Source organism: Chamaesiphon minutus PCC 6605 (assembly GCF_000317145.1).
GTDB classification, from domain to species: Bacteria; Cyanobacteriota; Cyanobacteriia; order Cyanobacteriales; family Chamaesiphonaceae; genus Chamaesiphon; species Chamaesiphon minutus.
The window spans coordinates 4,143,747-4,158,630 of the sequence record NC_019697.1 but is presented as its reverse complement, the minus strand read 5'-3'; the positions used below and the strand labels follow the sequence as shown (position 1 = coordinate 4,158,630).

12 protein-coding genes are annotated in these 14,884 nt (G+C 48.1%); 8 read left to right on the top strand and 4 right to left on the bottom strand.

Translation table 11 applies throughout. The features are described 5' to 3' along the window. Nucleotides 1-360: 360 nt before the first annotated feature. Nucleotides 361-1,119, bottom strand: coding sequence for an adenosylcobinamide-GDP ribazoletransferase (gene cobS, locus CHA6605_RS19015; RefSeq protein ID WP_015161024.1), 759 nt, complete (start codon nt 1,117-1,119; stop codon nt 361-363). 305 nt (nt 1,120-1,424) lie between these two features. On the opposite strand from cobS, the gene rsmA reads away from it, so the two are divergent. The 8 genes from rsmA (at nt 1,425) to CHA6605_RS18980 (ending at nt 8,847) form a co-directional block, all read left to right on the top strand. Then, entirely contained in the window at nt 1,425-2,279 is an 855-nt protein-coding gene (rsmA, locus tag CHA6605_RS19010; RefSeq protein ID WP_015161023.1) for a 16S rRNA (adenine(1518)-N(6)/adenine(1519)-N(6))-dimethyltransferase RsmA, read from the top strand. A gap of 208 nt (nt 2,280-2,487) precedes the next feature. Then, on the top strand, nt 2,488-3,309 hold the full coding sequence (locus tag CHA6605_RS19005; RefSeq protein WP_015161022.1) for a Uma2 family endonuclease: 822 nt from the start codon (nt 2,488-2,490) through the stop codon (nt 3,307-3,309). Then, nucleotides 3,299-3,421, top strand: coding sequence for a hypothetical protein (locus CHA6605_RS36275; protein WP_269744508.1), 123 nt, complete (start codon nt 3,299-3,301; stop codon nt 3,419-3,421). Before CHA6605_RS19005 ends, CHA6605_RS36275 begins: the two co-directional genes overlap by 11 nt. A 37-nt stretch (nt 3,422-3,458) precedes the next feature. After that, complete coding sequence (gene ispE, locus CHA6605_RS19000; protein ID WP_015161021.1) at nt 3,459-4,400, top strand: 4-(cytidine 5'-diphospho)-2-C-methyl-D-erythritol kinase; 942 nt, start codon at nt 3,459-3,461, stop codon at nt 4,398-4,400. Between the two features lie 142 nt (nt 4,401-4,542). Beyond that, on the top strand, nt 4,543-4,839 hold the full coding sequence (locus CHA6605_RS18995; RefSeq protein WP_015161020.1) for a DUF3082 domain-containing protein: 297 nt from the start codon (nt 4,543-4,545) through the stop codon (nt 4,837-4,839). 253 nt (nt 4,840-5,092) lie between these two features. Further along, a complete protein-coding gene (locus tag CHA6605_RS18990) occupies nt 5,093-6,718 on the top strand; it encodes a Ppx/GppA phosphatase family protein (protein ID WP_015161019.1) in 1,626 nt (541 codons plus the stop codon). A gap of 341 nt (nt 6,719-7,059) precedes the next feature. Then, nucleotides 7,060-7,821 (top strand): leucine-rich repeat domain-containing protein, encoded by a 762-nt coding sequence (locus CHA6605_RS18985; RefSeq protein ID WP_041549672.1) that lies wholly within the window; start codon nt 7,060-7,062, stop codon nt 7,819-7,821. A gap of 213 nt (nt 7,822-8,034) precedes the next feature. After that, nucleotides 8,035-8,847: a TPM domain-containing protein gene (locus CHA6605_RS18980; protein WP_015161018.1), complete on the top strand. Its 813-nt coding sequence runs from the start codon at nt 8,035-8,037 to the stop codon at nt 8,845-8,847. Between the two features lie 117 nt (nt 8,848-8,964). On the opposite strand, the gene CHA6605_RS31830 is transcribed toward CHA6605_RS18980, so the two are convergent. The 3 genes from CHA6605_RS31830 to CHA6605_RS18965 form a co-directional block, all read right to left on the bottom strand. Next, nucleotides 8,965-13,602: an ATP-binding protein gene (locus CHA6605_RS31830; RefSeq protein WP_015161017.1), complete on the bottom strand. Its 4,638-nt coding sequence runs from the start codon at nt 13,600-13,602 to the stop codon at nt 8,965-8,967. A 174-nt stretch (nt 13,603-13,776) separates the two neighbouring features. Continuing rightward, nucleotides 13,777-14,079, bottom strand: coding sequence for a hypothetical protein (locus tag CHA6605_RS18970; protein ID WP_015161016.1), 303 nt, complete (start codon nt 14,077-14,079; stop codon nt 13,777-13,779). Nucleotides 14,080-14,111: 32 nt separating this feature from the next. Beyond that, complete coding sequence (locus CHA6605_RS18965) at nt 14,112-14,843, bottom strand: DUF3891 family protein (protein WP_015161015.1); 732 nt, start codon at nt 14,841-14,843, stop codon at nt 14,112-14,114. Nucleotides 14,844-14,884: the final 41 nt, after the last annotated feature.

Below are 14,884 nucleotides of genomic sequence, written 5' to 3'. Positions count from 1 at the left end.
GGCTGTATTTCGTTGTGAAACACCCGAATTCCTGAATGTGCGAATTTTTAGACAACCTTCTAATAATAACAAATTTTCGGAGAATATTACACAAAGTCGAGTGCCTGCGATCGAAATCGCGGACTGAGAAGACCTGAGTTCGGGTTTAAGGATCTCTCTCCATTCAAAAATTGTTAGCTTCGTTCTATCACCGCCCTGAACTATAAGTGTAGCCTTCGGATAGGCTTCGCCAACGGGCTAAGAGTAGAAGTCCACTGAAGTGGACTGCCAGATTCTTCAGTCCACTGAAGTGGACTTTCGCTCTGAGCAACTAATTCATTTGAGGGCAATGCCCGAACGGAGCAGTATTCTTATCCCGAACTAGGAGATTGGAATCGTACACAGACACAAGATAAATGTTTCTGACCACTCCACAACTGCACCATAGGTATCGCCAGTATGTCCGCCCAAACGGCGATGAAAATAATACCCAACTAAAACGGCAATCCCACAACTAGCGATCGATCTTATCCCGATCGCCAACCAATTTGCGGGTTGTAAATAGATCTGGCATCCAGTTACAGCCAAGACAAAGAACAGTCCCAGTAAGATGTCATTAGGTATATTTAGTCCTTTGCGGTGAAATGCGCCCTTGCCTTGGATTTTGAGATAGGGATACAAACCGATCGAAAGTACTTGTCCCCAGCGACTCCAGCCTGCAACTAACGGTAAAATCCAGATTCGATCGCCAGTAATTGCAGTTAGGGCGCAAGTTTTGAGTAAGATGATAACTACCGCTACCATCGCCCCAAATGCGCCAGTAACGCTATCTGACATCACCGTCAACCTTCTGTCGGGATCTTGGACTGCCAAGCCATCGGCACTATCCATTGCCCCATCGAGATGCAATCCGCCCGTCCACCAAATCCATAACACCACGATCATACCCGATCGAATCGATATGGGCATTTGTAGCCAATCTAAGCCCAGATCTACCAATCCCAATCCTCCACCCAATAACAACCCGATTGCAGGTGCCCATCGAGCGATTCTGGTGAAATCCAATTGAAGCTTCGGCGAGATCGGAAAGCAGGTATAAAATGTCAGTGCAGCCAGTAGTGAGTTGAGGGTAAGTAGCACAGGTAGAGGGTAGTGATTGAAGAAGAAATGGTTTCGGAGATTTTATAGTAGTCGATCGAGGATCGATACCGTTCGGTTAAGCAAGTATTTGCTCTAGTTTTAGTCCGCGTTCGTGTAGTGTCTCGCAGAGAAAGCGGACTTGGCAACGTTAGCGACGGTTGAAACCGCTGTCTAGCTGTCTAACCGAACAGTAATGGATCGAGGATTGCTATGCAGTCGATCGATCTGAAGTTTGAATATTACAAACAAAGATTAAAGGGTAAGAATTTCTTTCTACCCTCTACCCTCTACCCTCTATCCCCTAGATGAAGACCAAGAAACAATTCGGACAACACTGGTTGCGTAACGAACAAGTACTCGATCGAATTATCACCGCCGCGAAGATCGCTCCTACCGATCGCATTCTGGAAATCGGCCCTGGTACTGGCATTCTCACCCGTCGGCTGGTGGCAGCGGCAAGTGCGGTGGTAGCAGTGGAGATCGATCGGGATTTGAGTGCGCTATTGGTTAAAAAAATGGGTCATCTCGATAATTTTATTTTATTAGAAAATGACTTTCTCAACCTCGATGTCGATGGTAATTTAACCGCTTTTCCTAAATTTCAACAAGCTAATAAAGTCGTTGCAAATATTCCTTATAATATTACAGGGCCGATCCTCGAAAAACTTTTAGGTAATATCGTCCATCCCGCAGAGCGACCATTTGATTCGATCGTGTTATTAGTTCAAAAAGAAGTCGGTGACAGATTGTTTGCAAAACCCAGCACCAAAGCTTTTGGAGCTTTATCGATTCGCGTACAATATTTAGCTCACTGCGAATTAATTTGTCCCGTGCCCGCTCGCGACTTTTCGCCGCCACCAAAGGTTGATTCTGCCGTGATTAGACTGACACCGAGAAGGTTGGAGTTGACTGCTAATAATCCAAAATTATTAAATAATTTAGTAAGATTGGGTTTTAGTACGCGGCGGAAGATGTTGAGAAATAATCTCCAAAGCGCGATCGATCGAGAATCACTCGTCGAACTTCTCGCATCATTAAATATCAGTGATGAAGCTCGTGCTGAAGATCTTAGTATCGAGCAGTGGATAAAGTTATCTAATTTGGTAGGCGATCGTAAGGGCGAGCCAGATTTCCCGATCGAAGATAATCCTTCTCAATGAAGATAGATTTGTAGGTTGGGTAGCGGAATGGCGTTAATATCTTTGATTGTCTGTGCGATCTGTGTGCCTCTGTCCCGCTCTGCTCGTAAACTGTCGGGGAACTAGACTTTTCGCAAATCGCTGTGCCTCTGTGGTTCAAAAATCTAAATTAATATAATTGTCGATCGAGCCTTGCTAAAATACACTTATCTAGTTTGGTATAGTAGCCATGTTCCAATCCGAACTGCGCAGATGCCTACCCTCTGCCGAAGAATTGCCCTGCTCCGACGACACCCCTGTGGATAGCGAACTCCAAGAATTAATCCCTGGATTATTAAAATCAATCCTACTGATTTTGTGGGCACAGCGCATGGATTGGCTGTTTGGCATCGATATGGCAATTTATTTCGATCCAGATTTACCGCCAATCGTACCCGATGGTTTCCTCAGCTTGGGCGTAGAAAGATGCTACGACGAAGAACTGCAGCCCAGTTATGTACTATGGGATGAGTTGGTGGTACCCAGCCTCGCGATTGAAATCGTCTCAGCTACTTATCGACAGGAATATACCACCAAGCTAGATCGATATGCCGAGCTAGGGATTCTCTACTATGTAATTTATAATTCCCAACGGCGGCGCAAACCTAAATTAGAGATCTACAAACTGATAAATGGCATCTATGAGTTACAAACTAGTAATCCCTTATGGATGCCAGAACTTGGATTGGGTATCGGCTACGAGCGGGGCGACTACGGCGGTATAACTAGAGAGTGGCTGTATTGGTATGACGAAAATAACCAGCGTTATCCCACACCAACTGAATGGGTAAAGTTAGAGCAGCAACGAACAAAGCTAGAAATTGCCAAAACCAGGGAGGCGCAAGCAGAGTTTCAACGGGCGCAAGCAGAGTCCCAACGGGCGCAAGCTGAATCCCAACGGGCGCAAGCAGAGTCTCAACAAGCACAAGCTGAATCCCAACGGGCGCAAGAGCGAGCTAACAGATTAGCCACCAAACTGCGGGATTTAGGGATCGATCCCGATGACATTTAGAATTGCTGGCGATCGAAAGATATTAGCGATCTGTCTCCATCAAATTCGATCGAGCGTCGCAATCCTCAATCGGCGATCGAAATCTGCCGATCGAACTCAATCGCGAAATTAACACCAATATAACATTGGTTTGTCACCCACAAATTTAGATGAAATCTTACACGCTCATTGCCCCAGCCAAAATCAATCTCCATCTAGAAATTCTCGGGATCAGACCTGACAATTATCACGAACTAGTGATGGTAATGCAGACAGTCGAATTGGCCGATCGAGTAGATATTCGATCTGTGAGTAACGATAACATTATCCTGCACTGCGGTAACCCCAAAGTACCACTCGATCGGACTAATTTAGCCTATCGAGCGGCTGAATTGATGCAACAAGAATTTCCCGATGCTTTTCTCGAATCTGGTGGTGTCGAAATCACCTTACACAAACATATCCCGATCGCGGCGGGATTGGCTGGCGGATCGGGGAATGCCGCCGCCGTGCTGGTTGGCATCGATTTATTGTGGGAATTGGGACTGACTCAAAGCGACTTGCAAGCATTGGGGGCAAAATTGGGTTCTGACGTGCCCTTTTGTATTTCGGGGGGAACTGCCATTGCCACCGGAAGAGGGGAGGTAATCTCGCCCCTACCTAGCTTAGCGGGGATCTATGTGGTGCTGGGTAAATATCAGAGCTTAGAGGTATCCACCCCTTGGGCTTATAAAACCTATCAACGAGAATTCGAGCATGAGTACGCACGCGAGCCTACGGCTTTAATAGATCGATCTCATCGCGTACATTCTGGAGACTTAGTTCGCGCGATCGCGGCTAAAGATGCCGTTAAAATTGGACAGCGTTTGTATAACGATCTAGAAAAAGTGGTATTGCCTGCTTATCCACAAGTGGGCGAATTACGGGCAGAATTTCAACGTCATCCCAACTTAGGGACGATGATGTCTGGTTCGGGGCCAACGGTATTTAGTTTAGCAGCCTCGCGGGAGCAAGCTGATACCATCTATCATCAAGTCCGTGCCGCTCTTTCCGATCCAGATTTAGAGTTATTTGTCACTCAATTTTGCGATCGAGGCGTCAGGGTGGTTTAGTGAGTATGGGAGAAATTTTAGTGTAGGAAGGGGGAAAGGTTAAAGGTTAAAGGTAAAAATACCAATTGTCTTTTTCTAACACATTGCTTGTCAGCTACTCAACTTTAATAACCAGTATTCAATCCAAAATCCAAAATCCAAAATGACTACCCCTCCCGAAACCACTCTCCCCAGTCCCTTGCGTTGTTTGACTGGTTCGCTGATTGCTGGCGCAATGTCGATCGCGATGTATATGATGACTAGTAAGATTGCCACGACGTTTGCCACCAAACCGATGGTTCAAAAGACTAATATGGCAGTAAATATTGCCACGGCGTTGCGCACTCTGGTTGTGGGTTCTACAGCCTTGGGTGCGGCAGTATTTGGGATTATTGCAATCGGGTTGATTCTACTGGCTATTCAAGTGGCATTTAACAAACAGCCAAGTGCCAATCCCTAATAAACGCAGTGCTGGAGCGGAACAAATCCACTCGATTCGAGGTTGAGATCGGCGGATCTGTAAATGGATAATTTCTGGATTCGAGCGATCGCCGCATGATTGCGCTCGTTGGCAGAGTAAAAAACAGATTGTAATGGATTAGTAACGCTTGTATCAAAGTCCGCCATCAAGGTAAATTAGATTCTGTTGGTAGTGTTTTCACAATTGACTTATCTACAATAACAATCGTCCTCTCACTTGGCTGAAAATCCCTATGGTAAATGTGGTATTAGAAGCTTCAGCCACGATCGATGGCGATCGAGCATCCAACGATCCGATTATTGCCGCGATCGATATTGGCACCAATTCGATTCATATGGTGATAGTGCGGATAGTCACCTCGTTACCAGCCTTTAGTACGATCGCTCGTGAGAAGGAAACCGTGCGTTTGGGCGATCGCGACCCCCTGACGGGTAACCTCACCCCAGAGGCGATCGAGCGAGCCTTTGGTGCCCTCAAACGATGTCAGGAAGTTGCCAAAAGTCTCAACGTTCGACAGATCTTTGCCGTGGCTACTAGCGCGGTACGCGAAGCTCCCAACGGACATGAATTTGTCAGATCGATCGAGGCAGAATTGGGATTAGCCGTCAATATTATTTCGGGACAAGAAGAAGCGCGGCGGATTTATCTGGGCGTTTTATCGGGAGTCGAGTTTAACAATACGCCGCATATTATTATCGACATTGGTGGCGGTTCCACCGAGCTAATCTTGGGCGATACGCACGAGCCGCGCACCCTCAGCAGTACCAAAATCGGTGCCGTGCGGCTGACGGGTGAATTTATCCCCAATAATCCTGTTAGCGATCGAGCTTTACTCTATCTCCAAGCCTTCGTGCGCGGACAATTGGAACGCGCCATCGATGAGATTAAAGCTAATCTCCAGCCGGGGGAAATGCCCAAAATGATTGGGACTTCCGGCACGATCGAAACACTAGCGACGATCCTTAGTTTAGAGAAAAATGGTCACGTCCCCGATCGCGTCCATGGTTCGGGCATTCATCTAGCTGAATTACGCAATCTCATCAATCGCCTCCGCCGCATGACTGTTGCTGAGCGGACGGCAATTGAAGGCATTTCCGAGCGACGTGCCGAAATTATCGTCGCAGGTGCCGTCGTGCTCCAAGAAGCGATGACACTACTAGGGATGCAACATCTATCTGTCTGCGAGCGCAGTCTTCGCGAAGGGGTAATCGTTGACTGGATGCTGACACAGGGACTGATTGAAGATCGACTCAAGTACCAAGGTTCGATTCGCGAACGCAGTACCCTCAAAATTGCTGGTAAATATGGCGTAGATCTCCCCCATTCAGAGCGCGTCGCCGAACTAGCTTTGAGTCTCTTCGACCAAACCTACGGACAGATACATACTTGGGATAAATCGATTCGACAGTTACTCTGGAGTGCGGCAATTTTACACAATAGCGGTCACTTTGTCAGTCACGATGCCCACCACAAGCATTCTTATTATCTGATTAGGTATGGCGAACTGCTAGGCTTTAGCGAATCCGAAATCGATATCATTGCCAATGTAGCGCGCTACCATCGCAAAAGCCCACCCAAAAAGAAACATCAGAATTTACAAAATCTCTCCAAAGAGCAAAGATCGATCGTCTCCCAACTCAGTGCGATCTTAAGAGTAGCTGTCGCTCTCGACAGGCGCAGGATCGGAGCGATTAAGGATGTTCGTCTCAACTGCGATTTGACTAGTCGCGAGTGCCATCTAACATTTTTCCCCACCGATCCTACCGATGCGTGCGTGTTGGAATGTTGGAGTTTGGATTATAAAAAGCCGATTTTTGAAACTGAGTTCAATCTCAAATTATCCACGACCAAAGGCTAGTAGTTTTGGGTTTAATTAACTAGTGCTTAGTGTAGACCTGGGGTACCCACAAGGGGCACCCCTACAGGTTGATTGTGTGGGGGGTGTCCCTTGTGGGTGCCCACCAGATCTACACCAAGCACTAGTCTTTATCTGGTGGTGCAAGAGGTGAGTTAATCTCGATCGAGATCGCACCTCTACCTAATTATTTTTCGACAAACAAAGGTATTAGTAACTTAATATTTGCGCAATATTGCTATTGTGCGGATATTTTTTTAGCGATCGTTTGCGGATTGGGGACATTTGTGATTGTAGATGCTAGCGAATGCATAATCCTCAGGATCTTGGTGGGCGTCTATTTTATGAAAATTCCTTTTACACTAACCAGCATTTCAATATTATTATTCTCAGGAATAGCTCCGATCGGGGTTTCAGCACAGCAAGCAAATGTTAAAAGTTTCGCGACCTGGTGTCAGGAGCGAAATTCTGCCTCTGCGGATACTAAACGGACGATCGATGCAATGCTGCAAAAAGCAGGTACTAAAGATTGTCAACAAGCCGATACTAAACTTAAAAGTCTGTCGGAACTATACCTCAGTGGCGATCGCCTTAAAGATTTAAAACCTTTAGCTAGCTTGACAAATTTGAAAGCACTTTTCCTTAATTCCAATCAAATTAGCGATCTAAAACCGTTAGCTAGTTTGACTAATTTAAGAGGACTCGACCTCAATTCCAATCAAATTAGCGATCTGAAACCTTTAGCTAGTTTGACTAATTTGAAGACACTTTTTCTCAATGCCAATCAGATCGAAAACGTTAAGCCCATCACTAGTTTAAAAGATTTAGTCTATCTCGAATTTCATGCCAATCAAATTAGCGATATCAAACCCCTGGCGAGTTTGAAAAATTTAACTGGACTCGACCTCAATTCTAATCAAATCAGCGATATCAAGCCTCTAGCGAGTTTGAAAAATTTAACCGAGCTAAAACTTTCTCGAAATCAAATTAGTGATGTCAAACCCCTGGCGAGTTTGAAAAATTTAACCGACCTTTATCTGAGCCACAATCAACTCGAAGAAAAAGACTGCCCCGTCAAACCAAGATCCTGCCGCTTCGACTCATAAATGGCTCAACCCCGTTTCCCCGTTTCCCCTTCTCCCTGTCCCTCGCTCCCAACTCGCTCCGCATCCGATCGGATCGCCCCGTTTTCTCGTAAAGTATTGTAAAGTAAATTAATAATAGATTAATTTATATCGATCGAGACAGTCGCAATATCGGTACTGATGAATGCCGATCTCCGATTTGCCTTAGCATCGACCCAACGAGCTTAGTAGAAAATGCCCTCATCGAACACGATCTTCCGCCGCCTGCTCGGATCTGCAATTGCCGTAGTGTTAAGTATATCGCTATGGTCGATCGCCCCATCCGCCCAAGCTTATGACAATCCCGAACTCTTGCCCAAAGAGCAGACCCCCGTTATCGATTTAGCGAAAACTTTCACCGCAATCCAAGAACAGAAGCTTGTCAAAGATATCGATACCTTTGAAGCCGAAACTGGTTGGAAGCTGCGCGTCTTGACACAATACGATCGCACTCCCGGACGTGCGGTGAGTAAGTACTGGGGACTCGATGAGAAAAGCGTCCTTGTTGTCTCTGATTCTCGCGGTGGTAATACCCTCAATTTTCGGGTTGGCGATGATGTGTACAAACTCATGCCTAGAACCTTCTGGATCGAGCTGCAAACCAGATTTGGAAATATGTACTATGTTCGCGAGAACGGCGAGGACAGTGCTATTACAGACTCTCTAGAAGCAGTTAAAACTTGCTTGGTTAAGGGTGGTTGTAATGTGGTGCCAGGATTGCCCAAAGAACAGTGGTTGCTCACCCTGATTAGCTCGGTTATCGGTGGCGTAATTTGTGGATTTGCCGGACAATATCGCAAACCTGACGGCGGTTTTGCTTGGCAATGGGCGTTGATTTTTTCGCCATTGTGGGGGATTTTATTCATCGCCTTCGGCATCGCACCTGTGATTACCCGTACATCAGAATGGGTACCGTTATTGCGGAATTGCTCTGGATTTGCGATCGGGGTATTGGTTGCTTATCTAACTCCCGTCCTCGGTCAATCTAATCCATCTGAAGAGTTGTAGGAAATAGCAAATTTTCGGGCGTCGCTAGCTGTAAGGGGTGAAACCCTCGGTAGGGGTAATTCATGAATTACCTCTACCTGTGATTTTGGCAATGTGCCGCTCCCTAATTTCAGTTAATTAAGATTTCGCGCTTGATAATAGCCTCGGCCAGGTAAAGTAGAATGTCGTTCCTTTGCCTAGCTCTGACTCCAGCCAAATCTGACCTCCGGCTGTTTCGACAATTTTTTTGACGATGCTCAGACCGACACCCGTGCTGTCGGAATTTTTTTGCGGGTTGGCGGCTTGGAAAATGATAAAGATCCGATCGTGATAGACTGGGTCGATGCCTGGGCCGTCGTCGGCTACGGCAAATTCATAAAAATCGCTTTGGGCGCGACAGGAAATGCGAATGCAGCCATCCGAACGATCGTGATGTTTGAAGGCATTGCTAATGAGGTTGGCAAATACTTGGAACAACAACAATCGCTTGGCTTCTAAAGTGGGCATCTCGGTAGCGATGCTCACCGTGAATATCGATGGTGGATCGATCGATTCGATGACTTCGGCGAGTAAGTCGGCAACGCAAACTAGTTCTAGCTGGCTATCTTTGCGGCTGGCACGGGCATATTGGAGCAGTCCGTCGATCATGCCTTCCATCCGATGGACGCGGCTGCGGAGCATGTTCATCTGCTCTGTGGTGTGTGCGGTCAGCGAGCCGTCAAAGTCTTCTTCGATCCATCCAGAGAGATTGGAGATCGCGCGCAGGGGTGCTTTGAGATCGTGGGAGACGATGTAGACGAAGCTATCGAGTTCTTGATTGCGCTCCTGGAGCTGGCTGGCGGCTTGGGCAAGGCGAGTGTTGAGATCGGCGAGTTCGCGAGCGCGATCTGCAAGGGTTGCTTCAGCTTGTTTGCGATCGGTCGCATCCATCACCATGCCCAATAGCCGCGTTGGCCGCTCGTCAGCGTTACAATAAACACTACTGCGCACCCAAATCCAATGAATGCCGCCATCGGCGTGGATAATTCGACATTCAAAGTTCCAATCGGCGTTGGTTGAGATCGTTTGTTGAAACTTCTCATCCACTGCGCCGCGATCTTCAGGATGGACGTGGGTCAAAAAGATTTCGTAGCTCCATTCTGGCAACAGCGACTCATAGCCAAAGATTTGGTCGTGCCGGAGCGATCGAGTAGCTGTGTGCTGTTGGGTGGTTAGGTCGAGATCCCACAGGCCGATTTGGGTAGCATCCAACATGAACCGCAGCCGCGCCTCACTTTCTCGTAATGCTTCTTCGGCCTGTTTGCGCTCGGTGATGTTAGTAAATAAAATGGCAAACTGGTTGCTACCTGGCGTACCAGTGGCAAAAGCGTTGACATTGAACCAGCGGTTCATGACGCTCGATCCATCTTCAAACCGAATCGGTTCGCCTGTCTGGACGACTCGACCGTAAATCTCAAACCAACGGGCTTCGAGATCGGGCACTAGTTCCCGTGCTGTTTTACCTACAGATCCTTCCAATCCCGTCAAACTGCCGAAGATTGAATTGACTTCGAGAAACAGATAGTCAACTGGTACGCCATGCTCGTCAAATAACATTTCGCAGATACAGAAGCCTCGATCCATCGACTCGAACAACATTCGGTATTTGGCTTCAGATGTCTGGAGGGCAAGGCTAGCGCGCTCGCGATCGAAGACGATGCTGGCGATATTGGTGCCAAATTCGGCTAATTGGTACTCCCACTCGGTCGGCAGGCGGGATCGATCGAAACATAACATCAATGACCCTAGCGGTAGGTCGTCCGCACCCACGATCGGCGCAGAATGGCAACCCAGGACGCCATGAGCTACGCAGAGATCTCGCCATGAGGGCGATCCTTCTTCGCTAATGTCGGCGCAAGTTACTGATTTTCCGGCATCGACCGCGATCGCGCAAGTTCCGAGCAGCTCATTTATGGGTGTATTTTGTAAGCCAGTCGCGAAGGATGGCGGAAATTCTGGGGTAATAAGGTAGGGAAATGTTTGTCGCTGGGCATCGGTGGGTAAAATGCAGGCGCGAACGCCCAAGCTCAGATTGGACACGGAGGCGCAGACGGCAGCTAGACAATCTGCTAGCGGTTCGCCAGCCGCGACTAACTCTAACAGTCGTTTTTGCTCGACTAGCAGGAGTTCTGCCCGTTTGCGATCGCTGATATCTGCCATCAGAATCGCCAAGCCATCGCTGGTGGGATAGACGCGATGTTCTACCCAGGCATCTACCAATGAGTAGTAAAACTCGAACTGCGCCTCCACCTGTTCGGTCATGGCCCGATTTAACAGATCGTAAAACTCAACCCCTACTTGATGAGGAAATACATTCCAAGAGTATTGCCCCAGCACTGCTTCACGGGGCAGATTGATGATGTCCAGCAGGCGATTATTGACATAGGTGTATCGCCATTGCCGATCGAAGGTCGCAAAGCCATCGCGCAGGCTCGACACGATCCGATCGAGATTGGCTTCAGCTATGTCGGTTTCTTTTTGCAAGGCGCGATCGCGTTCGGTGCGGCGGAGTTGGGCTAATTTGATGGTTGCTTCTACCCGCGCGACTAATTCACGAGCGGAAAATGGCTTGATTAGGTAATCATCTGCACCAGTTGCGAGTCCTTCAATCCGAGCTTCTTCTCCAGCGCGGGCGGATAATAACACGATCGGGATCTCTGCCGTAGTGGGACTAGAGCGCAGCACTCGCAGCAACTCGCACCCATCCATGCGGGGCATCATTACATCTGTCAAAACTAAATCCGGCTGCTGGCGGTAGATCGACTCCATTGCCGCCACGCCATCGGCTACTGTTTCTACCTGATAAGATCTGCTTAATAATCGCCGAACGTAATCGCGCACATCCGCATTATCATCAGCCAGTAGAATTGTCGGACGATCGGCTGGCGGGGTTTGGGTGGGGGGTAGCGCGAGACTAGTTTCTGGCAGCCAACTGCGCGCTTCTTCGATATATGGCAACGGATCGGACGGTGTTGCCGTTGTGTGATGGGAATTATCGAGCGGGGGGAATCGATCGTGTCCCGTGGGCATTGTCACTACGAAACTACTGCCCGCCCCTACCGTACTCGTCACCGCGATCGTGCCGCCCTGCAATTTGATGAATTCCTGCACGAGCGATAAGCCGATGCCCGAACCTTCAAAACTGCGTCCTTGCGAATTTTCGACCCGATGGAAGCGATCGAATAAGCGTGGTAATTCCGGCTCTGGGATGCCCACCCCCGTGTCAGAGATGGTTAATTTCACTCGATCGCCTGAGTACTCCAGGTGCACATAGATCGTGCCTTCTAGGGTAAATTTGAAGGCATTAGAGAGCAAATTGAGGACGATCTTCTCCCACATTTGCCGATCGATCCAGACCGCTGCGGGTAGGGTGGGACATTCTATAACTAACGATAAACCTGCTTGCTCGATCGTCGATCGAAAGGTACTAGCGAGTTCGGCGGTATAACTAGCTAAATCGACAGCTTCGTAGCTAACGTGCTCTTTGCCTGCTTCGAGCCGCGAAAAGTCCAGGAGACTGTTGACGAGTTTGAGCAACCGATTGCCATTGCGCTGAATCAGTTTGAGTCGATCGCGATCTTGCGGGGAAATGGTGCCATCGAGATTGGCAATCGTCTCTGCCAACGGCGATAGCATCAGCGTTAGCGGCGTCCTAAATTCGTGAGATACATTGCTAAAGAACTCGGTTTTCGCGCGATCGAGTGCGGCTAGAGCCTCGATCCGTTGGCGTTCTTCTTCATGGGCGCGCGCATTACCGATGGCAGTTTCCACCTGACTGGCGACAACTTCCAAAAAGCCGCGATAGTCCTCATCAAAGGCACGGCGAGGACTAATTGCCAAAATTAGAAACCCCGATATCTGCGATTGTCTCGATCGTTCCAGCGGTAACACGATCGCCGACTGTGGCGGCACATCCCAGATCGTATTGGGTAGCGAGTTAAATCGGGCGGTTAAATTGGGGATGTATTCGGCTTGCTCGGTGCGCTGAACTCGATCCAAATTCCAGGGGTGAGTTGCTAGATCGATCCGTTCGGGACTGGCACTCGTGCCCGGTGCGATACCAGCAGTACCCATGAGGCACGCCGACTCGTCTCGATCGTCATCCATCAGGTATAACAATGCCAACGGGATATCCGCCGGATTCTTGGCGAGCGCGCTCATGCACAGTTCGCCCGCTTCCCGGACGGTTTTAGCTACCAATGCTTGCGCTGCTAATTCGCACAGGGTTTTGAGCTGTCGCTCGCCGACTACGCGTTTGGTAGTTTCATCGCAGGCACAAAAAATGCCGCCGACATCCCCCGCCTCATTTCTGATGGGACTGTAGGCGTAGTTAAAATAACATTCTTCCAAATAGCCATTGCGTTCGAGCAACAGCAACCCATCTTGAATCCGCGTCGCCTCACCGCGTTGCATCACAGCTTCGATCGTGGGTTCGATAATATGCCAAATTTCCTGCCAGCACTCGCGTCCCTGTTGTCCTAGTGCTTGGGGATGCTTAGTAGTGCCCAAAATCGGACGGTAGGCATCGTTATAAAACTGAATGAGACTTTCACCCCACCATAAAAAAATTGGGTGCTGTGAAGTCAACAGAATACTCAATACTGTTTTTAAGCTCTGAGACCAGCCAGAAGAATCGCCTAGCGGAGTCTGTGACCAATCATACTCGCACATTAAATCGGCCATTGCGCTACCCTTGACAAAAATGCTACTCGCAGCTATTTTTTGGTCTGAAGACATTATGACAATGACACTCGGTGCTTATAGATATATTCGTTAATCTTAGTTCAAAGCTTTAAGTAGCTGCAATCTAGGTTTGTGGCAGGGAAAAGTAAATGGGTGGATGGGTAGATGGGTGGATAGGTGAGGGAACGCAGTTCCCATCTCTACTCACTATCCACTATCCACTATCCACTATCCAACTCGATTATTAGCGATACTGACTTGCTGAATTTTGGTCGTCATTAAAGCAATGAGCACGAGCAGACCCAGCCATTGGCGGAAATGACTTTCACCTTGAAATAACTCACCAATCGCCCACACAAATAGGGCACTAGAAGCTAATAAATCTAAGCCAATATTGACTTGTCCTGTTTTGTAGACAACTTTTAATAATGTCGCCAATACCCAAACAATAATCGGGATATTGGGCATTTGACCGATGACAACTTCACCATTACTATTTCGGAAAAAATTATCGAACCAGGTATTATTCATCGATTTCGATTGGATTAATTACTTAAGTTTATTTAGGCTGCAAAAGTCCATTCGAGCGAACTTATCGGTGCTTGTTGGAGCGATGCAATTAATTCTTCGTCGCTATCGAACTGCATTTGCGTCAGTAGGGAAGCATCGACCCGCACGGTGAATTTTTCATCTTTAAACGGCCACGGCTTAACAGTCAGCGTCTTGTCACCACGTTGCAGCAAGTCGTGTCGCTCGCCTCCTGGCCCCTTGGCGATTTCTAAAAACCTTTCGCCGTCAGGAATTTGACGTTGACATAAGATTAATGAGAGTCGATCGCAGCACTGCATCTTGGCATAAGCTTTTTCGGCATCAGTTTCACTGATACCTAAGCTGTCGCACCAAGTCTGTCGCAGCTCGATTTGTTTGTCCAAAAACTCGTCGAGTTCGGACAGCTCGCCCCGCCGTCCTTCTAGCAAGAAACTCATGTGCATCGACACTAACAATGCCACCCATCGCCCCCGATAGAGTGCTTCTTCCACATGCTTATATAGTGGCGGCACTGCCAAATCCTCCCCGTTGCCCAGCGTAAAGTCGAGTGGAGCACCGGATTTGGTTAGGTGGTCGCCTTCCCACTCACGTTCGAGATCGTCATGATGAGCGATCGCGGCGATCGTATCTACCAAGCGGGTAGTATCGTCAGGTGTCTGCCAATACCCCGCAATTTGTGCCGCTAGTAGTGCGTGAGCGCGATGATAAATTATTTCCCAGCCCTCATCAGTCAGATTGACAATCATAAATAATTTGTTTCCCAGCCATTCTCAGTCATATTGACGCT

What these genes read in the sequence shown, in the direction of transcription:
- rsmA (WP_015161023.1), top strand. Translation starts at nt 1,425, where the DNA reads ATGAAGACCAAGAAACAATTCGGACAACACTGGTTGCGTAACGAACAA.
- CHA6605_RS19005 (WP_015161022.1), top strand. Translation starts at nt 2,488, where the DNA reads ATGTTCCAATCCGAACTGCGCAGATGCCTACCCTCTGCCGAAGAATTG.
- CHA6605_RS36275 (WP_269744508.1), top strand. Translation starts at nt 3,299, where the DNA reads ATGACATTTAGAATTGCTGGCGATCGAAAGATATTAGCGATCTGTCTC.
- ispE (WP_015161021.1), top strand. Translation starts at nt 3,459, where the DNA reads ATGAAATCTTACACGCTCATTGCCCCAGCCAAAATCAATCTCCATCTA.
- CHA6605_RS18995 (WP_015161020.1), top strand. Translation starts at nt 4,543, where the DNA reads ATGACTACCCCTCCCGAAACCACTCTCCCCAGTCCCTTGCGTTGTTTG.
- CHA6605_RS18990 (WP_015161019.1), top strand. Translation starts at nt 5,093, where the DNA reads ATGGTAAATGTGGTATTAGAAGCTTCAGCCACGATCGATGGCGATCGA.
- CHA6605_RS18985 (WP_041549672.1), top strand. Translation starts at nt 7,060, where the DNA reads ATGAAAATTCCTTTTACACTAACCAGCATTTCAATATTATTATTCTCA.
- CHA6605_RS18980 (WP_015161018.1), top strand. Translation starts at nt 8,035, where the DNA reads ATGCCCTCATCGAACACGATCTTCCGCCGCCTGCTCGGATCTGCAATT.
- CHA6605_RS31830 (WP_015161017.1), bottom strand. Translation starts at nt 13,602, where the DNA reads ATGTCTTCAGACCAAAAAATAGCTGCGAGTAGCATTTTTGTCAAGGGT.
- CHA6605_RS18970 (WP_015161016.1), bottom strand. Translation starts at nt 14,079, where the DNA reads ATGAATAATACCTGGTTCGATAATTTTTTCCGAAATAGTAATGGTGAA.
- CHA6605_RS18965 (WP_015161015.1), bottom strand. Translation starts at nt 14,843, where the DNA reads ATGATTGTCAATCTGACTGATGAGGGCTGGGAAATAATTTATCATCGC.